The organism is Vibrio fortis, from assembly GCF_024347475.1.
Taxonomy (GTDB): Bacteria; Pseudomonadota; Gammaproteobacteria; order Enterobacterales; family Vibrionaceae; genus Vibrio; species Vibrio fortis.
The window spans coordinates 3,233,876-3,255,392 of the sequence record NZ_AP025487.1; the positions used below are offsets into that span (position 1 = coordinate 3,233,876).

20 protein-coding genes are annotated in these 21,517 nt (G+C 46.5%); 3 read left to right on the forward strand and 17 right to left on the reverse strand.

Going from position 1 to position 21,517, the window contains the following annotated elements:
• Positions 1-13 precede the first annotated feature (13 nt).
• A complete protein-coding gene (gene ilvD / locus OCV50_RS14455; protein WP_239842985.1) occupies positions 14-1,870 on the forward strand; it encodes a dihydroxy-acid dehydratase in 1,857 nt (618 codons plus the stop codon).
• 3 nt (positions 1,871-1,873) lie between these two features.
• Complete coding sequence (ilvA, locus tag OCV50_RS14460; protein WP_239842986.1) at positions 1,874-3,418, forward strand: threonine ammonia-lyase, biosynthetic; 1,545 nt, start codon at positions 1,874-1,876, stop codon at positions 3,416-3,418.
• Between the two features lie 72 nt (positions 3,419-3,490).
• Here ilvA and punR read toward each other — a convergent pair whose 3' ends face one another.
• Entirely contained in the window at positions 3,491-4,405 is a 915-nt protein-coding gene (punR, locus tag OCV50_RS14465) for a DNA-binding transcriptional activator PunR (protein ID WP_239842987.1), read from the reverse strand.
• Positions 4,406-4,567: 162 nt separating this feature from the next.
• Here punR and punC point away from each other — a divergent pair, with 162 nt between their 5' ends.
• Positions 4,568-5,779 carry a purine nucleoside transporter PunC gene (gene punC, locus OCV50_RS14470; RefSeq protein WP_239842988.1) on the forward strand — a complete coding sequence of 404 codons (1,212 nt, stop codon included), beginning with the start codon at positions 4,568-4,570 and terminating at the stop codon, positions 5,777-5,779.
• Positions 5,780-5,871: 92 nt separating this feature from the next.
• Here punC and OCV50_RS14475 read toward each other — a convergent pair whose 3' ends face one another.
• The 16 genes from OCV50_RS14475 to mioC form a co-directional block, all read right to left on the reverse strand.
• Complete coding sequence (locus tag OCV50_RS14475) at positions 5,872-7,482, reverse strand: diguanylate cyclase (protein ID WP_261904167.1); 1,611 nt, start codon at positions 7,480-7,482, stop codon at positions 5,872-5,874.
• A gap of 224 nt (positions 7,483-7,706) precedes the next feature.
• Positions 7,707-9,068, reverse strand: a complete 1,362-nt coding sequence (gene glmU / locus OCV50_RS14480; RefSeq protein ID WP_261903357.1) for a bifunctional UDP-N-acetylglucosamine diphosphorylase/glucosamine-1-phosphate N-acetyltransferase GlmU — start codon at positions 9,066-9,068, stop codon at positions 7,707-7,709.
• Positions 9,069-9,228: 160 nt separating this feature from the next.
• The gene (locus OCV50_RS14485) at positions 9,229-9,651 is read right to left on the reverse strand and encodes a F0F1 ATP synthase subunit epsilon (RefSeq protein ID WP_032548643.1); all 423 of its coding nucleotides are present in this window, start codon (positions 9,649-9,651) and stop codon (positions 9,229-9,231) included.
• Positions 9,652-9,669: 18 nt separating this feature from the next.
• Positions 9,670-11,073, reverse strand: a complete 1,404-nt coding sequence (gene atpD, locus OCV50_RS14490) for a F0F1 ATP synthase subunit beta (protein WP_150870625.1) — start codon at positions 11,071-11,073, stop codon at positions 9,670-9,672.
• A gap of 51 nt (positions 11,074-11,124) precedes the next feature.
• Positions 11,125-11,991 carry a F0F1 ATP synthase subunit gamma gene (gene atpG, locus OCV50_RS14495; RefSeq protein WP_032548641.1) on the reverse strand — a complete coding sequence of 289 codons (867 nt, stop codon included), beginning with the start codon at positions 11,989-11,991 and terminating at the stop codon, positions 11,125-11,127.
• Positions 11,992-12,039: 48 nt separating this feature from the next.
• Positions 12,040-13,581, reverse strand: coding sequence for a F0F1 ATP synthase subunit alpha (gene atpA, locus OCV50_RS14500; protein ID WP_032548640.1), 1,542 nt, complete (start codon positions 13,579-13,581; stop codon positions 12,040-12,042).
• A gap of 13 nt (positions 13,582-13,594) precedes the next feature.
• Positions 13,595-14,128 (reverse strand): F0F1 ATP synthase subunit delta, encoded by a 534-nt coding sequence (atpH, locus tag OCV50_RS14505; protein WP_261903358.1) that lies wholly within the window; start codon positions 14,126-14,128, stop codon positions 13,595-13,597.
• A gap of 15 nt (positions 14,129-14,143) precedes the next feature.
• The gene (gene atpF / locus OCV50_RS14510; protein WP_239842990.1) at positions 14,144-14,614 is read right to left on the reverse strand and encodes a F0F1 ATP synthase subunit B; all 471 of its coding nucleotides are present in this window, start codon (positions 14,612-14,614) and stop codon (positions 14,144-14,146) included.
• 71 nt (positions 14,615-14,685) lie between these two features.
• Positions 14,686-14,940, reverse strand: a complete 255-nt coding sequence (atpE, locus tag OCV50_RS14515) for a F0F1 ATP synthase subunit C (RefSeq protein WP_010319963.1) — start codon at positions 14,938-14,940, stop codon at positions 14,686-14,688.
• Between the two features lie 51 nt (positions 14,941-14,991).
• Complete coding sequence (atpB, locus tag OCV50_RS14520) at positions 14,992-15,789, reverse strand: F0F1 ATP synthase subunit A (RefSeq protein WP_032548636.1); 798 nt, start codon at positions 15,787-15,789, stop codon at positions 14,992-14,994.
• Positions 15,790-15,797: 8 nt separating this feature from the next.
• Complete coding sequence (locus tag OCV50_RS14525) at positions 15,798-16,187, reverse strand: F0F1 ATP synthase subunit I (RefSeq protein ID WP_032548635.1); 390 nt, start codon at positions 16,185-16,187, stop codon at positions 15,798-15,800.
• A gap of 190 nt (positions 16,188-16,377) precedes the next feature.
• The gene (locus OCV50_RS14530) at positions 16,378-17,259 is read right to left on the reverse strand and encodes a ParB/RepB/Spo0J family partition protein (protein ID WP_261903359.1); all 882 of its coding nucleotides are present in this window, start codon (positions 17,257-17,259) and stop codon (positions 16,378-16,380) included.
• 23 nt (positions 17,260-17,282) lie between these two features.
• Positions 17,283-18,056: a ParA family protein gene (locus tag OCV50_RS14535; protein WP_239842992.1), complete on the reverse strand. Its 774-nt coding sequence runs from the start codon at positions 18,054-18,056 to the stop codon at positions 17,283-17,285.
• A gap of 14 nt (positions 18,057-18,070) precedes the next feature.
• Positions 18,071-18,703 (reverse strand): 16S rRNA (guanine(527)-N(7))-methyltransferase RsmG, encoded by a 633-nt coding sequence (rsmG, locus tag OCV50_RS14540; RefSeq protein WP_239842993.1) that lies wholly within the window; start codon positions 18,701-18,703, stop codon positions 18,071-18,073.
• Positions 18,703-20,598, reverse strand: a complete 1,896-nt coding sequence (gene mnmG / locus OCV50_RS14545; RefSeq protein ID WP_261903360.1) for a tRNA uridine-5-carboxymethylaminomethyl(34) synthesis enzyme MnmG — start codon at positions 20,596-20,598, stop codon at positions 18,703-18,705. Before mnmG ends, rsmG begins: the two co-directional genes overlap by 1 nt.
• A 482-nt stretch (positions 20,599-21,080) precedes the next feature.
• Entirely contained in the window at positions 21,081-21,515 is a 435-nt protein-coding gene (gene mioC / locus OCV50_RS14550; RefSeq protein ID WP_261903361.1) for an FMN-binding protein MioC, read from the reverse strand.
• Positions 21,516-21,517: the final 2 nt, after the last annotated feature.

Below are 21,517 nucleotides of genomic sequence, written 5' to 3' on the forward strand. Positions count from 1 at the left end.
AAGGAAGTAGCAAATGTCTTCGGCTCCAAAAATCAAATATCGCAGCGCAACTACCACTCACGGCCGCAACATGGCGGGTGCTCGTGCCCTTTGGCGTGCAACGGGTGTAAAAGATGATGACTTCGGTAAGCCAATCATCGCGGTTGTAAACTCATTCACTCAATTTGTTCCAGGCCACGTTCACCTAAAAGACATGGGTCAGCTGGTCGCGGGTGAAATCGAAAAAGCGGGCGGTATCGCTAAAGAATTCAATACCATTGCGGTTGATGACGGCATCGCGATGGGTCACGGCGGCATGCTTTACTCACTGCCTTCACGTGAATTGATCGCGGACTCTGTAGAGTACATGGTTAATGCACACTGTGCCGATGCGATGGTATGTATCTCTAACTGTGACAAAATCACGCCGGGAATGATGATGGCTGCTATGCGCCTCAACATCCCTGTAATCTTTGTTTCAGGAGGCCCAATGGAAGCAGGTAAAACCAAGCTTTCTGATCAGATCATCAAGCTAGACCTTGTTGATGCGATGATCCAAGGTGCCGATCCAACGGTTTCAGATGAGCAGAGCGAACAGATCGAGCGTTCGGCTTGTCCAACTTGTGGCTCTTGTTCGGGCATGTTCACAGCAAACTCAATGAACTGTCTAACTGAAGCTCTAGGTCTCTCTCAGCCAGGTAACGGCTCAATGCTAGCCACCCACGCTGACCGTGAGCAGCTGTTCATCAACGCGGGTAAGCGTGTTGTTGAACTGACTAAGCGCTACTACGATCAAGGCGACGAATCAGCACTGCCGCGCAATATCGCTAACCGTGCAGCCTTTGAAAACGCGATGGCACTAGATATCGCTATGGGTGGCTCTAGTAACACGGTTCTCCACCTTCTCGCAGCAGCGCAAGAAGGCGAAGTCGACTTTGATATGAACGATATCGATGAAATGTCACGTCGCGTTCCTCACCTATGTAAAGTGGCGCCATCAACGCAGAAATACCACATGGAAGACGTACACCGCGCAGGTGGTGTGATGGCGATTCTGGGTGAGCTAGACCGTGCAGGCCTACTCAATGGTTCAACAAGTACTGTTCTTGGTATGACAATGCAAGAGCAGTTGGCTGAATACGACATCATGCAAACCGAGAATGAAGACGTTCTTAAATTCTTCCGTGCGGGCCCTGCAGGTATCCGTACAACCCAAGCCTTCTCTCAAGATTGCCGCTGGGATCGCCTTGATGACGATCGCACCGATGGTTGTATCCGTTCAAAAGAGAACGCATTTAGCCAAGAGGGTGGCCTAGCCGTTCTTTCAGGTAACATCGCGGTTGACGGCTGTATCGTTAAAACAGCAGGTGTCGATGAAGAAAACCTCAAGTTCCAGGGTCCAGCTATCGTATTCGAAAGCCAAGATACTGCGGTAGAAGGCATCCTAGGTGGCAAAGTGAAAGCCGGTGAAGTGGTTGTTATCCGCTACGAAGGCCCTAAAGGTGGCCCAGGTATGCAAGAGATGCTATACCCAACGACTTACCTGAAGTCTATGGGTCTAGGCAAGTCTTGTGCACTGCTAACGGACGGTCGTTTCTCTGGTGGTACGTCTGGTCTATCTATTGGTCACGCCTCTCCGGAAGCCGCAAGTGGCGGTACCATCGGCCTTGTCCAAGATGGCGACATCATCACGATCGATATCCCTAGCCGTTCAATCTCATTAGACGTGTCAGAAGAAGAACTTGCTGCTCGTCGTGCGAAACAGGATGAACTAGGTTGGAAACCAGCCGATCGCCAACGTGAAGTGTCATTCGCACTTAAAGCATACGCAAGCATGGCAACCAGTGCAGACAAAGGCGCAGTGCGCGATAAGTCGAAGCTTGAGGGCTAATCTATGAGTGATGACACCTCAACGCCCCATCTACAATCTGGTGCAGACTATCTGCGCCAGATATTAAGAGCGCCGGTTTATGAAGCGGCTATCGTTACTCCGCTGCAAGAGATGCCACGCCTGAGTGCGCGTATTGGTAATCAGGTTCAGCTTAAGCGTGAAGACCGCCAGCCGGTACACTCATTCAAGCTACGCGGTGCCTATAACATGGTATCTAGCCTGTCGGAGCAGCAGAAAGCCTCTGGCGTGATTGCAGCCTCGGCGGGTAACCACGCTCAAGGTATGGCGCTATCTGGCTCTAAGCTAGGTATCCAGACCACGATTGTGATGCCAAAAACCACCCCAGACATTAAGGTCGATGCGGTACGTGGTTTCGGTGGCAACGTGGTTCTGCACGGCAGCAACTTTGACGAAGCTAAAGCAGAAGCAGAACGCCTTTCCGCTGAACATGGCTATACCTTTGTGCCTCCATTCGATCACCCGTTGGTGATCGCGGGACAAGGCACTATGGGCATGGAGATGCTGCAGCAGAATGGTCACCTAGATTACATCTTTGTACCTGTCGGTGGTGGTGGTCTAGCGGCAGGTGTTGCTGTGCTGGTTAAACAGCTAATGCCAGAGATTAAAGTTATCGCAGTAGAACCAGAAGACTCTTCTTGTCTCAAAGCAGCACTAGATGCCGGTGAACCCGTGGTACTGGATCAAGTTAGCATGTTTGCCGATGGCGTTGCGGTTAAACGTATTGGTGAAGAGACCTTCCGTCTGTGCCAGCAATACATCGATGGCCACATTGCTGTTTCTAGTGATGAGATCTGCTCTGCGGTAAAAGACATCTTTGAAGACACGCGTGCGATTGCCGAACCCTCAGGTGCATTGGCACTGGCAGGTTTGAAGAAGTTTGCTGAACAGAACCAATTGCAAGACAAACAGTTGGCGACGGTACTGTCTGGCGCTAACACCAACTTCCATGGTCTACGTTACGTGTCGGAGCGTTGTGAGCTAGGTGAGAAGCGAGAAGGCTTGCTTGCCGTGACCATACCTGAACGCCAAGGTGCATTCCTAGAGTTCTGTAATATTATTGGTGGCCGCGCTGTCACTGAGTTCAACTACCGTCATAACGATGACAGCCTAGCCAATATCTTCGTAGGTGTTCGTCTCAATGGCGGACAGGAAGAGCTGGATAATATCATCTCAGATCTTCGTGAAGGGGGTTACCCAGTGGTTGACCTTTCTGATGATGAGATGGCGAAACTGCATATCCGTTATATGATTGGTGGTAAGCCCTCAAAACCAATAAAAGAACGCTTGTATAGCTTTGAATTCCCGGAATACCCAGGCGCTCTGATCAAGTTCCTAGATACGCTTGGGACACACTGGAACATCAGCCTGTTCAACTACCGTAACCACGGTGCTGATTACGGTCGCGTTCTATGTGGGTTTGAGTTGAGTGATGACGACCTCGCACAATTCTCAACTCATCTGCGTGAGTTAGGCTACCAATGCAAAGACGAGACAGATAACCCTTCATACAAGTTCTTCTTGTCCTAATTGGTTGTTATCGAATAGAAAAGAGCGAGTATTCACTCGCTCTTTTTGATCTTACCTAGAAAGATCCTTTCACTAGATCGCCTTACGATGATCCAGCCAATCTCGATGCAGTTGATCACTGGATCCTAAGTAATTGACCATCCACTCGATCAACTTATGGTTATCATCTTTTCGCCATACCAGACAGCACTGACTTAGAGGGCTAGGCTCAGGCAAAATCTTTTCCACCAGCAATCCTTGCTCAATGATAGGGGCTGCAATGTGACGTGGCATATAGCCCACCCCTACTCCATTCTTGAGGCATTCAATGGCACTGTACCAGTTGGGGAGCAGCAAGCGCCTCTGGTTTGCGTAATGACCCGTATGACGCTTTGGCAATACACTCGAGGTATCGTCTAAACAGATAGCGGGGAACTGACTGACAAAGGCCTCATCAAGGTACTGTTCTCGCACACATGGGTGGCTGGGCGACATAACAAATGCCCAATCGAGCGGTCCCATCTCTTTAACCTCAAAGTCACCGCCAACAGGGATCGCAGAGGTTGCGCCAATCACAATATCGGCACGACCTTGGGCTATGGCTTCCCAAGAGCCATTGAACACCTCCATATTGATCTGCAATTCTGCAAAATCAAAAGTCTCATAGAACTCTTCAATCATCGGCTTCATTTTGTCGAGCTTAACCACGTTATCTAAGGTTAAGCGCAAGGTCTTTTTCCACCCTCGAGCCGCTCGCTTAGTCTGGGCACTAACCTCTTCCATCTGGCGCAACAGAGATCGAGCTTCGTCGATAAATACCTCTCCTGCAGGTGTCAACTCAACCTTTCTTGGTAAGCGCTTAAACAGCAGTACGCCAAGTTCTTGCTCTATCTGGCGAACCCCGTAGCTGATCGCCGATGGCACCTTGTGCAATTGCTCAGCAGCAGCAGTGAAGCTCCCTAGCCTCGCTACTGTATCAAGCATTTCTAACGATGATTTTGAGAACATAAGCCTTCAAATTTTTTGATTGATAACTACATATTTTAGCGTTTTATTTTAACAGAACAGAAAAATAGAATGTCAGCGTACATAAAACGGGCATGACGTCACCCAACAACTAACAATAATTTTGATGATAAATACATCACTACAACAGCTTAATGGCATTTTATGAATATTTCTAAGTTTCAGCTGACCTACCTTGCGGTTCTATCCATGCTAGGTTTTATTGCGACCGATATGTATCTACCTGCATTTAAGGCAATGGAGATCGACTTTGCAACCGGTCCAGAGCAGATTGCTCTATCTCTAACGGTATTCCTTGGCGGCATGGCTATGGGTCAGCTTCTTTGGGGTCTTGCGAGTGATAAGTATGGCCACCGCAACACACTGGCTGTCGGTCTCGTTCTGTTTACGGCAGCCTCATTTGGTTTGGCGTTCAGTACCGAGGTTTGGCAGCTACTGACACTGCGCTTTATCCAAGCAATCGGGGTGTGTGCACCTGCTGTGATCTGGCAAGCAATGGTTATCAAGCGCTACTCACAAAGCAGCAGCCAACAAATTTTTGCCACCATCATGCCTTTAGTGGCGCTATCTCCAGCGCTGGCGCCTCAACTGGGTGTGCTTCTAGCGGATAACTTTGGTTGGCACAGCATCTTCATTACTCTAACTCTAATGGGCGCGCTATTGGTTGCAACCACCATGGCTCAACCAAAAGAGCAACCTGAGGTAAAACAGACCTCTGTGAAGTCTGATATTAAGGCGTTGGTGAAATCAAAACCTTACATGGGTAACGTATTGATGTTTGCTTCGGCATCGGCAGCCTTCTTTGCTTACCTTACAGGTATGCCAGAGATCATGTCTCAATTAGGCTATGAAGCTAAAGACATTGGCTTGAGCTTTATCCCACAGACGATTGCATTCATGGCAGGTGGTTACTTTGGTAAACAAGCGGTGAAGAAATACGGTGATGGTGTTGTGTTGCGTAATCTAGTGGGTCTGTTCAGCGTTGCGGCAATGCTGATCTTTATTGCCTCACAATGGGAGCTCACATCAATTTGGCCTCTACTAGCACCATTCTGTCTGATTGCTGTAGCGAACGGCGCGATGTACCCGATTGTAGTCAACCGCGCCCTATCCAGTGCTAAACAGAGCCCTGCAACCGCAGCTGGTCTGCAGAACAGCCTTCAAATCTGCATCAGTAGTTTAGCAAGTGCATTGGTTGCAGCAATGGCAAGCCAAGCACTGAGCGTGACTGGCGTGGCGATTGTTATCTGTTTGGGTAGTCTATGGTTTGGTTATATCTACTCAAACAAAGAGTTATCTCAGCACTTCTCTGCGCCAGATAACTCTCGTGTGGTTGCGGAAGAGAATCAAGACTAGTCAGAGACTCTATTTGTAATCCTCAAATAGTCTCTGTAAAACCCAAAAGAGCGAGTATTGAACTCGCTCTTTTATCATCTAACTAAATTCTATTAGCGCTCATTCTCAACCACTTCCAGTGCCGGTGCTTTATGTCGGCTGTACTCTTCATAGTTAATCACTCGACTGCGCCCCATATCTTTGGCCATGTACAGTGCGTTATCTGCCATCTTAACTAGAGATTCAGTATCTGAAGCTGGCTTAGGATAAGTCGCCACACCAATAGAAACCCCTAACTGACCTAAAGATAAACCTTTGTGTTCAAGGTGCATCGAGCGCACTGCATCACATAGGACTTGGGCGAACTCTGTGGCTTGTTCCATTGAGTAATGTGGCAGCAGAACGGCGAGCTCTTCTCCACCGAGACGACATGCAATCTCATCTTCACTGACACTCTGCTTCAGCAGTGCACTGATCTCTTTTAATACAAAATCACCCGCATCATGACCAAAGTTGTCGTTAAAGCGTTTGAAGTGATCCAAATCGAGCATTAACAATGATAAGGGCTGCTCGCTGGTGGCTGAATTCATCGAGTGCTCTTCCAATTTCTGCTCGAAGAAACGACGATTGAATAGACCGGTGAGTGGATCGCTTAAGGCCTGCGAGCGCAGCTTCTCTTGCAGGCTGAGGTTAGCCAGAGCCAAGCCTAGGTGTTCTGAAACACTAAAAGCAAGCTGCTCGGTGATAGGGTCAATCTTGATATGACCTTGACCAAAATAGAGGTGCATGATGCCAATGGTATTGCCGTGAGCAGTTAATGGGATGCACAAGGTTTGATTGTTTTCCATATCGTGCATGTGTCCGCAGGTTAACGAGTGGAAATCATCATTAGATTGATGCGGACGTCCCTTACGTAGCGACCAACACTCCTCTGGCGCAAAGCTGGAGCTCCCCGGCCAGGTATCTCCCCAGTCTAACTGAGTAATCAATTGGTTACGTGAGGCACGCATCAATGAAACACTACCGTTAATTTTACCAAGAATTCTTGGCAGGATATCCGAAACGATCTGCTGCGCTTCGACCATGTTGTTACACGCTGCCAGCATATTTGCTAGACGGTGCATCAATTCTATTTCATGAGTACGCTGACGAATGCGTTCATCCTGCTTCTTCTGCTCTTCTTCCACACGATGAGTGATCTGGCGGTTGCTGACATAAGAAGTACCAATCAAAAAGCTCAAACTCAGCAACACCATACCAATCAGAATTCCCATCAACTGGAAGTTCATCTGTTTAAGCTGATGCATTGGTGAGGAGATCACCACCACAAAGTCTTTGCCCCGCACACTCTCTTTCTGTGAGTAGTAGATTCGGTCAATAGAGGTAACGGTGCTAAAACGCACATCACTGCCATTTCCATGCTTGAGAGCCTGCTGAAACTCGGGGCGATCGCTATGGTTTTCAACCCGAGCAAGTGCATGATCAGAAAGGTCGGTATCACCAATCACAACCCCCTGTGGGTCGATGACTTGAATCCTCAGTCGCGTATTGGCTTGGGTGAGATCACCAATGTAGTCATCGATATCGGTATCAGCGGTAAACGAGTCGCTATCCTCGCGAATCTCATAGATTACATCTGACATTAACGAGACCAAATGCTCGCGCTCGTTCTCAACCACCAGCTTTTCCAACGTTACGTAAAAGCCGTACAGCCCAATCAGCATTGAAAAAGATAAGATGATGATCGGCATGGTCTGCCATTTTTTCTCAACCAATCTCATTGTCTCTGTTTTACCTTTATTTTACAGAACCCCAACCCGAATAATAACAATACAACAACAAAATACAATTAGAGCGCTGATGAATTTATTAGCAACGCACAATAAAAAGAGCCAGCTACTCGCGTAACTGGCTCTTGCATATCATTATAATTCAGTAATCAGTGTGATTATTTTTTCTTTACTGGACGCTGCCAGTTAGCAATCTTGCGCTCTTTTGCACGACTGATCACTAGCTCACTCTCAGCAACATCACGAGTCACCGTTGAGCCAGCACCAACCGTTGCACCATTAGCAATCGTCACAGGAGCAATCAATTGACTGTCAGAGCCGACAAACACGTCATCGCCAATGATAGTCTTAAATTTGTTCGCACCGTCGTAATTACAAGTGATAGCACCTGCACCAACGTTAACGCGCTGACCAATCTCTGCATCGCCAAGATACGTTAGGTGGTTTGCCTTAGAGCCTTCACCTAGACGCGTATTCTTCACTTCCACGAAGTTACCTACGTGTGAGTCATTACGCATGTCTGCACCCGGGCGCAGACGCGTGAAAGGACCAACTGTACAGTCTTCACCAACGGTTGCACCTTCAATAACGCTGTATGGACGAATCACTGTGTTGTCATCGATTTCACAATCTTTAAGTACACAACCAGCGCCGATCGTCACGTTATCACCAATGCTTACGCTACCTTCGATGATCACGTTAACATCGATCTCTACGTCTATACCACATTGCAGTTCACCACGTAGGTCAAAACGGCTTGGGTCACGTAGCATAACACCCTGCTTCAACAGTTTGTCTGCTTGTTCTGCTTGGTACGCGCGCTCTAGACGAGCCAGTTGAGAGCGATCGTTAACGCCTTCAACTTCAATTGGGCTGTTTGGGTGTACCGCTTCTACCGCACGACCTTCATCGTGAGCTGCAGCAATAACATCTGTTAGGTAGTATTCGCCCTGTGCGTTGTCATTGCTTAAGCCAGACAACCAACGCTTAAGATCACCACCTGTCGCAACCATAACGCCAGTGTTGATCTCTTTAATCAGTTTCTGTTCGTCTGTCGCATCTTTTTGCTCAACGATTGCCACTACAGGACCGTTACGACGAATAATACGGCCATAACCTGTTGGGTTATCTAGCACAACAGTCAACAGCGCAATACCGCCTGTTGGTTGTGCGTCTAATAGATTTTCAATGGTTTCAGCTGAGATCAGTGGAACATCACCGTACAGAATCAGCACTTTCTCATCATCAGCAAAGTGCGCTGACGCTTGGTCAACCGCGTGACCTGTGCCTAACTGCTCCGCTTGCAGCGCCCAGTTTACCGATTCTTCAGCCAAAGTAGCCTTCATCTGATCGCCACCGTGGCCGTATACAAGGTGGATGTTTTGTGCACCCAAACCGTTACAGGTATCGATAACGTGTTTCACCATCGGCTTACCAGCAAGCGTGTGCAGCACCTTTGGTGTGTTTGAGTACATGCGAGTGCCTTTACCCGCCGCGAGGATAACCGCGCTGAAATTCATGGAACAACCTATCTGACGTTATTTTAGTTAAGACGATATTGTAACCGTTTTTGGCTAACAAATTAAATAATCTGATGATTTAACGCATATGCTTTATCCAAAAATGCAAAAAGGCGACCCTTAGGTCGCCTTTATCTCAGTATCGATAATTTCTATAAAATTAACGACGCTGTTTTGTCAGTTCGATAACTCGTAACTGAGCAATGGCTTTAGCCAGTTCACCGGCCGCTTGTGCGAAGTCCATGTCGCCATGCTGATTTTGGATATTCTCCACAGCCTTGCGCTTAGCTTCTTCCGCCTTTGCTGCGTCTAGCTCTTCACCACGGATAGCTGTATCAGCCAGTACAGTCGCTGTACCAGGCTGAACTTCTACCATACCACCAGAAACATAAATGATTTCTTCGTGGCCGTGCTGCTTAACAATACGCACCATACCAGGCTTGATAGCGGTCAGCAGCGGTGTGTGACCATGGAAAATACCAAGTTCACCTTCGCTACCGGTCACCTGAAACGTCTCAACAAGACCAGAGAAAAGCTTTTTCTCTGCGCTTACTACGTCTAGGTGAAAGGTTATTGCTGCCATATCGCCTCCTAGTTAGCCTTATAGCTTCTTAGCATTCTCAATAGCTTCGTCGATAGTACCGCAGTACATGAACGCTTGCTCTGGAATGTCATCGTATTCACCGTCTAGTAGACCTTTGAAGCCACGTAGAGTCTCTTTAAGAGGTACGTAAACGCCTGGGTCACCTGTAAATACTTCCGCTACGTGGTAAGGCTGAGTTAGGAACTTCTCAATCTTACGAGCACGAGATACAACTTGCTTATCTTCTTCAGATAGCTCGTCCATACCTAGAATAGCAATGATGTCTTTAAGCTCTTTGTAGCGCTGAAGTGTACGTTGTACACCTTGAGCGATATCGTAGTGCTCTTGACCAACTACTAGTGGATCTAGTTGACGTGAAGTTGAATCTAGCGGGTCGATCGCTGGGTATAGACCCATAGCTGCGATGTTACGGTTAAGTACAACCGTTGCATCCAAGTGCGCGAACGTTGTTGCTGGAGATGGGTCAGTCAAGTCATCCGCAGGTACGTATACCGCCTGTACAGACGTGATAGAGCCTTGCTTAGTTGACGTGATACGCTCTTGTAGAACACCCATTTCTTCCGCTAGCGTAGGTTGGTAACCTACCGCAGAAGGCATACGGCCTAGAAGTGCTGATACCTCAGTACCTGCAAGCGTGTAACGGTAGATGTTATCTACGAATAGTAGAACGTCACGACCTTCGTCACGGAAACGCTCTGCCATTGTTAGACCAGTCAGTGCAACACGTAGACGGTTACCTGGTGGCTCGTTCATCTGACCGTAAACCATCGCTACTTTAGATTCTTCAGGTTTTTCGACGTTTACAACGCCTGCTTCCTGCATCTCAAAGTAGAAATCGTTACCTTCACGAGTACGCTCACCTACACCTGCAAATACAGATAGGCCAGAGTGCTGAAGTGCGATGTTGTTGATAAGTTCCATCATGTTAACGGTCTTACCTACACCTGCACCACCGAATAGACCGATTTTACCACCCTTAGCGAATGGACAAACCAAGTCGATTACTTTAACGCCAGTCTCTAGAAGTGCTGTCTCGTTAGACTGCTCTTCGTAACTAGGCGCTTCGCGGTGAATTGCGTAGTGCTCTTCTGCACCGATTTCACCACACTCATCAATCGCGTCACCTAGAACGTTCATGATACGACCTAGGGTCTTAGTACCTACTGGTACTGAGATTGGCGCGCCAGTATTTTCTACTGTCAAACCACGACGTAAACCATCAGAGCTACCCATTACGATTGCGCGAACTACGCCACCGCCAAGTTGTTGCTGAACTTCAAGAACTAGACGTTCTTTAGCTTCAGTAACGTTCAGAGCGTCGTATACACGTGGTACTTCACCCTGTGGGAACTCTACGTCGACTACTGCACCGATGATCTGTACGATCTTACCTGTAGCCATCGTTAATCCTCTAACTATTTAGTTTTACCTAAGCTTTAACCGAAAAAGCGATTAAACCGCTGATGCGCCTGAAACGATCTCAGAAAGTTCTTGTGTGATTGCCGCTTGACGGGCTTTGTTATACACAAGTTCTAAGTCATCAATTAGGTCGCTAGCGTTGTCTGTTGCAGCTTTCATAGCAATCATTCGAGCCGCTTGCTCACAAGCAAGGTTCTCTACCACACCTTGGTACACTTGAGATTCGACGTAACGAACCAATAGTGCATCTAGTAGTGGTTTTGGCTCAGGCTCATAAATGTAGTCCCAAGCATGATTGCGCTGCATGTCTTCGCTATCCGATTTTGGCAAAGGAAGTAATTGATCGATCGTTGGTTCTTGTACCATAGTGTTTTCAAACTTGTTGAACACTACGAACAGGCGATCCAATTCACCTTCATCATATTTCTTCAGCATTACGCTTACAGAACCGATCAAGTCTTCAAGGCTTGGGCTATCGCCTAGGCCAGAAACTTGAGCTGCTACTTTCGCGCCGCTGTTGTTGAAAAATGCTGTTGCTTTTGAACCGATAATTGCCAGTTCAACGTCAGCACCTTTCTCAGACCAGTCTTTCATGTCTAACATAGCTTTCTTGAACAAGTTAATGTTCAAGCCGCCACATAGACCGCGGTCTGTAGAAACGATGATGTAACCAACACGTTTGGCTTCACGTTCCTCAAGATAAGGATGCTTATACTCAAGGCTACCGTTAGCCAAATGACCGATCACTTTACGCATTGTTTCTGCATATGGACGAGTAGCTTCCATTGCGTCTTGAGAACGACGCATTTTTGAAGCTGCTACCATTTCCATTGCTTTCGTAATCTTCTGTGTGCTTTTAACACTACCGATTTTATTACGTATCTCTTTTGCGCCGGCCATCGTTACTCTCCGTTAATGGTATGAGGTGACCCTAAGGCCACCCACCAATTACCAGGTCTGGGTTGCTTTGAAATCATCAGCAAGCTTCTTCAGCTCAGCTTCGATATCATTGTTGTACACACCCGTTTTGTCGATCTGCGTTGCAAGATCGGCATAGTGACTGCGAGCATACGATAGTAAAGCAGCTTCAAAGTCTAGAAGCTTAGAAAGCTCTACGTCTTGAAGGTAACCACGCTCTGCAGCGAAGATTACTAGTGCTTGGTCAAATACAGACATTGGAGCGTACTGCTTCTGCTTCATTAGTTCTGTAACTTTTTGACCGTGGTCTAGCTGCTTCTTAGTCGCTTCATCAAGGTCAGACGAGAACTGTGCGAATGCCGCAAGTTCACGGTACTGTGCTAGAGCTGTACGGATACCGCCAGATAGCTTCTTGATGATTTTCGTCTGCGCTGAACCACCTACACGAGATACTGAGATACCTGGGTCAACAGCTGGACGTACGCCCGCGTTGAATAGCTCAGTTTGTAGGAAGATCTGACCATCGGTAATCGAGATTACGTTCGTCGGTACGAATGCAGATACGTCACCAGCTTGTGTTTCGATGATAGGAAGAGCAGTTAGAGAACCTGTCTTACCTTTCACTTCACCGTTAGTGAACTTTTCTACGTACTCTTCGCTTACACGAGCAGCACGCTCTAGTAGACGAGAGTGAAGGTAGAATACATCACCCGGGAATGCTTCACGGCCTGGTGGACGCTTAAGTAGTAGCGAGATCTGACGGTAAGCTACCGCTTGCTTAGATAGATCATCATAAACAATCAGTGCATCTTCACCGCGATCACGGAAGTATTCACCCATCGCACAACCTGCGTATGGCGCTAGGTATTGTAGCGCTGCAGATTCAGAAGCAGATGCAACAACAACGATAGTGTTTTCTAGCGCGCCGTGCTCTTCTAGTTTGCGAACCACGTTAGCGATAGTCGATGCTTTCTGACCGATTGCTACGTAGATAGAGAAAATACCAGAATCTTTTTGGTTGATAATCGCATCGATCGCCATCGCTGTTTTACCAGTCTGACGGTCACCGATTACTAGCTCACGCTGACCACGACCGATTGGGATCATAGAGTCAACAGACTTGTAACCAGTTTGTACAGGTTGGTCTACCGATTTACGGTCGATTACACCTGGTGCAATTACTTCTACAGGCGAAGTCAGTTTCGCTTCGATAGGACCTTTACCATCAATTGGCTCACCTAGTGTGTTTACAACACGACCAAGTAGTTCTGGACCTACTGGCACTTCAAGAATGCGGCCAGTACCTGTAACTTTCATGCCTTCCTGAAGGTCAGCATATGGGCCCATTACAACAGCACCAACCGAATCACGGTTCAAGTTAAGTGCTAGTGCGTAGCGGCCACCCGGTAGTTCAATCATTTCACCTTGCATCACGTCCGTTAGGCCGTGAATGCTAAGAATACCATCGCTTACCGATACGATAGTACCCTCGTTGCGAGCTTCACTAACAACGTCGAAAGATTCGATACGTTGTTTAATTAGATCGCTAATTTCCGTGGAATTAAGTTGCATGCTCCAATCCCCATTAAGACTGCAATGCATCGCTCAGGCGGTCTAGTCGACCACGAGCTGAGTTATCGATGACTAGGTCTCCGGCTCGAATAATAACTCCACTAAGTAGAGTCTCATCTATACTGCAATTCAGCTGAACTTTGCGCTCTAGGCGCTGTTCCAATTTGCTGCTGATGTCTGCCAGTTGTTCTTTAGAAAGTTCTACTGCTGAAATTACTTCAACGTCGATCTCTTTCTCGTGCTCTTTTTTCAGAGCGAAGAACTCGTGACATACATCTGGAAGAGCCTTAAGTCGGCCATTCTCTGCCATCACTTTGATAAAGTTTTGGCCATGTGCATCAAATTGTTCGCCGCAGATTACAATGAAAATTTCAGCTAGCTTGCTGGCAGTTGTTGAACTGTTCAGTAGGCTAACAATATCATCGTTTTGTGCGACCTCGGCTGCGAAAGTAAGCATTTGACCCCATTGGTCTAGCTCGCCCTTCTCAACCGCAAAGTCAAAGGCTGCTTTAGCATAGGGGCGTGCGATTGTAGTCAAATCAGACATATTCAGCCCCTTGCATTAAAGTTTTGCAGTAATGTTGTCAAGAACATCTTTGTGTACATCTTGGTCGATAGTACGTTCAAGGATTTTCTCAGCACCAGCAATTGCCAGAGTTGCGACTTGTTTGCGCAGGTCATCACGTGCACGTTTACGTTCAGCTTCAAGTTCAGCTTCTGCTTGAGCAAGAATCTTCTGGCGTTCTGCCTGAGCTTCTTCACGAGCTTCGTCTAGAATTTGTGCTTTACGCTTATTTGCCTGATCAATAACCTCAGTTGCAGTGCGCTTCGCTTCTTTCAGTTGTTCAGAAGCGTTGGCTTGTGCCAGGTTCAAATCTTTAGCAGCACGTTCAGCTGCTTGTAGACCGTCAGCAATTTTCTTCTGACGCTCTTCAATTGCTTGCATGATTGGTGGCCATACATATTTCATGCAGAACCAAACAAACATAGAAAAAGCAATCGCTTGACCTAGCAGAGTTGCGTTCATATTCACAACAGCTACCCCTCTATTCGGACTTAGTGTTAATCAATGACAAACCTGAGTTTGTCTGAAGTTAAAAGTGATTAACCTAGTTGACCAACGAATGGGTTTGCGAAAGTGAATAGAAGTGCGATTACGATACCGATCATTGGAACCGCATCCAGTAGACCCGCGATGATGAACATCTTAACTTGAAGCATAGGAGCCATTTCAGGTTGACGTGCAGCACCTTCTAGGAATTTACCACCAAGAATTGCAAAACCAATTGCAGTACCTACGGCACAAAGACCAACAATAATAGCAACAGCAATTGCTGAAAAACTTAGTACAGTTTCCATTTACGTTCTCCGATTAACATTAATAGTTAGAATAAAGCTTAAAAATTTTTTTTAGTGATCACTATCTTCATGGGCCATTGATAGGTAAACAATTGTCAACATCATGAAAACAAATGCTTGAATCAAAATAACCAAGATGTGGAAGATAGCCCAAGGTAGAGCACCTACCCATTGTAAGTACCACGGTAGCATCGCTGCGATAAGAATGAATACAACCTCACCCGCAAACATGTTACCAAACAAACGCATACCTAGAGATAGTGGCTTCGCTAGTAACGAAATTACCTCAAGTACCAAGTTGAATGGAATCATAATTGGGTGATTGAATGGGTGTAATGCCAATTCTTTAGCAAACCCGCCAAGCCCTTTCACTTTGATGCTGTAGTAGATCATCAGAGCGAAAACGCCCAAAGCCATTGCCATGGTGATGTTAACATCAGCTGTAGGAACCACTTTCAAGTAAGGGATACCTAGCCAATGCTCTGCAGGATATGGTAAGAAATCAATAGGCACTAGGTCCATCAAGTTCATTAAGATAATCCAGCAGAATATAGTCAGTGCTAGTGGAGCGATCAGCGGGTTGCGACCATGGAAAGTTTCTTTAACGTTGTCACCAACGAATTCCACTACCATTTCGACAAAACACTGAAGCTTACCAGGTACACCTGCTGTTGCTTGCTTTGCTACTGAGCGAAATACCCAAAGGAATAACGCACCAGTTAGTACAGAGAAGAACAGACTGTCTATATGTACGTTCCAGAAACTTGTCTCCTCTACAAAACCTAGCTTGGCTAAAGACAGGTTCTGTAAGTGGTGTTCAATGTATCCGGATGCTGTTGCCGCAGCCATAACTCGTCCTATTTCTTATTGTTAATGAAAAGCACTGGCGCAAAGATATTAATACCGAGAGCCAGTAAATAGGTCAGTTTGAGGGGAATTAATTCCACCTGCATATACATGTAGACAATAGAGAATAGTAAAACTGTGATTAAGATTTTTAATGCTTCGCCTGCATAGAACGACGCTGCAACCAGTTTCGTTGCACGCGCCCCACAAAAAAGAAAAGCACACACACAAAACACCACATTGGCAATGACAAAAATACCGCCACCCACCAGTGAAGCAAAACCCCAATCAGGATTAACAGCTAAACCTAACCCCACCGCCACTAATATAACCGCGCTAAGCTCGATCAATAACATTTGCTTTGCAAGCACTCGTCCTGGTCTTGCTAACGCCGCTACCATGTATTCGTTCCTCTTTTAAGCCCACTTACCACCGCTTAAAAGCGTGCTGAGAAATTGGCGAAAATTATACGTTCAGCCAAACTGATTGCAATAAAAACGCAGCAATCATTTACATTTTTGTATACAAACCGACAACTTTCGTACGAAAATTATTGTTTATTACATTATTGACCTATGTCAATTATCTCATTTAGTCCTCTAGCTTGGCAATAAGTTGCTCTAATTTGTGAGGCTCATCAAGTGTAATCGTCACTTTTGACTTTCCTGTACCAGTTCGGACAATTGTAACGTTTGCTTGCAATTTTTCCGTCAGTCTTCGTGAAAGTTCGATGGCTTCTTGGTCTTGCGGCTGAGTTTCCGCTTCAAACTCTGGTTTTAGACACTTTTTGACAAGTTGTTCTGTCTGGCGAACCGTCAGCTGCTTGCGTGCAGCGGTATTCGCTGTCTCTACTTGCAGCTCACCTTCGAGCGCCAATAATGCGCGAGCGTGACCCATTTCAAGTTGTTTAGTCACCACCAACTCTTTGACTGGTGCAGCGAGCTGATTGAGACGTAGAAGGTTACTCACGGTAGTACGTGACTTACCAATCACTTCAGCGACCTTCTGATGCGTCAACTCAAACTCGTTCTGAAGGCGCTCTAAAGCTTGCGCTTCTTCAATCACGTTCAAGTCTTCACGTTGAATGTTCTCAATCAAAGCCATCGCAATTGCCGCGCGATCCTCAACCTTTTTAACCAAACATGGCACCTGTTTTAGGCCAGCTTGGCGAGCCGCACGCCAACGACGTTCACCGGCGATGATCTCATAGTGATCTTGCGACAATGGGCGAACAACAATCGGCTGGATAATGCCTTGAGATTGGATCGACGCCGCTAACTCTTCAAGCGCGTCTGGCGCCATGTCTTTACGTGGCTGATAAACACCTGGCTTCAAGCTACCAATCGCAAGCTCGGTTAACTCACCGTCGGCCGATAGTGCCTGACTATGAGAAGCGACTTGCTGTTTTTCACGAGCCATTGAGCTAGTTGCAAGTAATGCATCTAGCCCTTTTCCTAAACCACGTTTAGACATTGAGCGAATTCCTTTGGTTTGATTTAAACTGGGACTTCTTCACGACGTAACATTTCACCCGCGAGTGCCAAATAGGCTTTCGCTCCGGCGGAGTATTTGTCGTAGTACATCGCTGGTTTGCCGTGGCTTGGAGCCTCAGCAAGACGTACATTTCTAGGGATCACAGTTCGGTAGACCTTGCTACCAAAATGCTTCTTGAGTTGATCAGATACTTCATTCGACAAGCGGTTGCGAGGATCATACATAGTACGAAGTAGGCCTTCGATCTTCAGATTCTCATTCACAACTGCTGCCAATTTGCTGATGGTATCCATCAAGGCAGTTAAACCCTCTAACGCAAAGTATTCACACTGCATCGGAACCAAAACAGAATCCGCCGCAGCCATCGCATTAATTGTAAGAAGGTTTAGAGAAGGGGGGCAATCAATAAAGATGAAATCATAGTTATCGCGAACTGATGCGAGAGCGTTTTTAAGCCTCACTTCACGAGCAAACACTTCCATCAGCTTGATTTCAGCCGCGGTAACATCACCGTTGGCTGCGATGAGATCGTAATTTCCCGACGTACTTCGGCAAACTACCTCATCAAAAGGTGTGTCTTCAACCAGTAAATCGTAAGCAGTTGCTTCAACCTGATATTTATCGACACCGCTTGCCATAGTGGCATTACCCTGTGGATCGAGATCGACAACCAAAATCTTGCGCTTTGTCGCGGCCATAGAGGCTGCTAAATTAATGCAAGTTGTTGTTTTTCCTACACCACCTTTCTGGTTGGCAATTGCTACAATTCTACCCACTATGGCCTCGCTGATTATCCCTGACGCGATAACGTTACTAGATGACGTTCTCCATCAAGCTCTGGAACTTGCAAAACTTTGATGTCAGTTACTGAACACCAGTTCGGTAACTGGTCCATTTCGTCTCTAGGATGTTGTCCTTTAAGAGCCAAAAATACACCGGATTGCTCTTTAGGTAAATGATGACACCACTCAACCATGTCTGTCATTGATGCAAATGCACGACTGAGCACAGCGTCAAACTTTTCTTCTGGTTGGAACTCTTCAACACGACTTTGAACAGGTGTCACGTTGTCGATACCCAACTCATGTACGACTTGTTTGATGAAACGAATACGCTTTCCAAGGCTATCCAACAAGAAAAACTCACAATCAGGATTCATAATTGAGAGCGGGATACCAGGAAGGCCAGGGCCGGTACCTACATCAATAAAACGCTTACCCTGTAAGTGAGTGCTGACAATGATACTATCTAAGATATGTTTCACCATCATGTCCATAGGATCGCGAACTGAGGTCAGGTTATAGGCCTTGTTCCACTTGTTGAGCAATTCAACGTAGCCAACCAATTGGCCACGTTGTTTATCTGATACTTCTAGGTCTGTCTGGCTGATCAGGTGATCCAGTTTTTCGCGTAGTGCGCTCATTATGCTTCCTCACCTTTTTTCAGTAGGCCATGTTTCTTCAAGTAAACCAGTAGGATAGAGATTGCAGCTGGTGTGATGCCAGAGATTCGAGAGGCAATACCAATAGACTCTGGTTTCGCAGTCGACAGCTTAAGTACGACTTCGTTTGATAGGCCTTTCACTTGGCTGTAATCAAGATCAACAGGTAGCTTGGTGTTTTCGTGGCGTAGCGATTTTTCGATCTCATCTTGCTGACGCTGGATGTAACCCTCGTATTTCACTTGGATTTCTACCTGTTCTGCCGCTTGTTGATCGTCCAGTGCCGGAGCAAAACGATCCAGAGCAGTCAGCTGTGAATACGTAATCTCTGGACGACGCAGAAGATCCTCACCGCTCGCTTCACGCGACATTGGTGTTTTTAGGATCTGGTTAAGCGCATCAATGTCTTCAGATTTCGGGTTAATCCAAGTCTCTTTCAGACGCTGACGCTCTTTTTCCATGTTCTCGATTTTCTCGTTGAAGCGAGCCCAGCGTGCATCGTCAATTAGACCAAGTTCACGAGACTTCTCCGTCAAACGAATATCAGCGTTGTCCTCACGCAGTAACAGACGATACTCAGCACGAGAGGTGAACATGCGGTACGGTTCTTTAGTACCCATGGTTGATAGGTCGTCAATCAATACGCCCATGTATGCCTGATCGCGACGTGGGCTCCAACCCTCTTTACCCTGAGTAAACAGACTCGCGTTCAAACCCGCCATCAAACCTTGTGCTGCCGCTTCTTCGTAACCGGTTGTACCGTTGATTTGACCCGCAAAGAACAAGCCCTTGATGAACTTAGTCTCGTAAGTCTGCTTCAAATCACGAGGATCAAAGAAATCGTACTCAATCGCGTAACCTGGACGAACGATATGCGCATTCTCGAAGCCTTTCATTGAACGAACAATCTGAACCTGTACATCGAATGGCAAGCTGGTAGAGATACCATTTGGGTATAGCTCGTGTGTGGTTAGGCCTTCTGGCTCAATGAATATCTGGTGGCTGTTCTTATCAGCAAAGCGCATCACCTTGTCTTCGATTGAAGGACAGTAACGAGGACCAATACCTTCAATCACGCCAGCGTACATTGGGCTGCGATCAAGGTTATTACGAATGACTTCATGAGTAGATTCGTTAGTGTGCGTGATGTAACACGGGATTTGACGCGGCTGTTGCGCACGGTTACCCATGAATGAGAAAACCGGTGTTGGGTTATCACCGTGCTGAACCTCAAGTTCAGAAAAATCAACACTACGCGCATCGATACGTGGTGGAGTACCTGTTTTTAGGCGATCAACACGGAATGGAAGATCACGAAGACGCTGAGCCAATGCGATCGATGGTGGATCACCTGCGCGGCCACCCGAAGAGCTTTCCATACCAATGTGGATCTTACCGCCTAGGAAGGTTCCAACTGTCAATACCACAGCCTTCGCATGGAATTTCAGTCCCATTTGCGTCACAACACCCACGACTTGATCCTGCTCTACGATCAAATCATCAACCGATTGTTGGAACAGGGTTAAGTTTGGTGTGTTTTCTAAGGCGCTGCGAACGTACGCTTTGTACAGGGCACGGTCAGCTTGAGCACGAGTGGCACGAACCGCTGGTCCCTTAGAAGCATTAAGAGTACGGAATTGAATACCTGCATGATCAATGGCTTGAGCCATCAATCCACCCATTGCATCGACTTCTTTTACTAAGTGTCCCTTACCAATACCACCAATTGCTGGGTTACAAGACATTTGTCCCAAGGTATCGATATTGTGAGTAAGGAGTAACGTACTTTGACCAGTACGCGCAGATGCGAGTGCGGCTTCCGTTCCTGCATGGCCGCCACCGACTACGATGACGTCAAATTTTTCGTGATAAAGCATGAACCGACCTCAGGTATTCAAACGATTTCTAGACAGATAAAAAGGAGCGATATTCTACCTGTTTTCATAGCGTGAGAAAACGTTTTTGGAATTTTTCAGAAGCGCTATTTTTAATTAATATAGATAAGATCTTTAAAGAGATCTTTTATTGGATCTATTATTAGGATCGAGAGGTTCTGTGGATAACTCAAAAATGATCAACAAGATCATGGATCTTTTTTGGATCAAATGGTGTGATCTAATTTTGATCAGGATGAGGATTAGCTGGGATCAAAAAGGCTACTTATACACACCCATAAAAGTGATCTTAAGTTGTTATTTGGATAACTATAGGTTAATCACTGTATTTCTATGATCTTATCCACAAAAGAAATGGCAATAAATGAGTAAATAATGCCATTTCATTGAAAAAAGTTATTCACAGCTGGTGGATTTTGGCACAAAAAAAGCGGCTTTCGCCGCTCTTTGTTGAGAATTAACGCTTAAAATTGGTCACTGTGATCGTGAAACCACTCCTCTGCAGCGTCTTCTGGTACCGGAGTTTCCAATACATCGATGGTAAAACAGTCAGAAATCGCTTGTGCACCGAGCTTTGTTAATAACTCATGCGCAGTGTGGCCTGCCGCGCAGAAGGTGTCGTAACTTGAATCACCAATCGCAATTACAGCGAAGCGAACCTTATCGAGCTGAGGTGTTTGTTCGCCAAGTTGAGCTATGAATGGCTTAATATTGTCTGGGAATTCACCGGCACCATGAGTTGATGTCACGATCAACCAAGTATCTTGCTGCGGGATCGACTGATACTCAGGTTGGTTGTGAAGTGTGATCGCTTGACCTTGTTCTTCGAGTAGATCATTTAAGTGATCGCCAACGTATTCGGCCCCACCGAGTGTACTGCCCGTAATAATGTGGATCATGG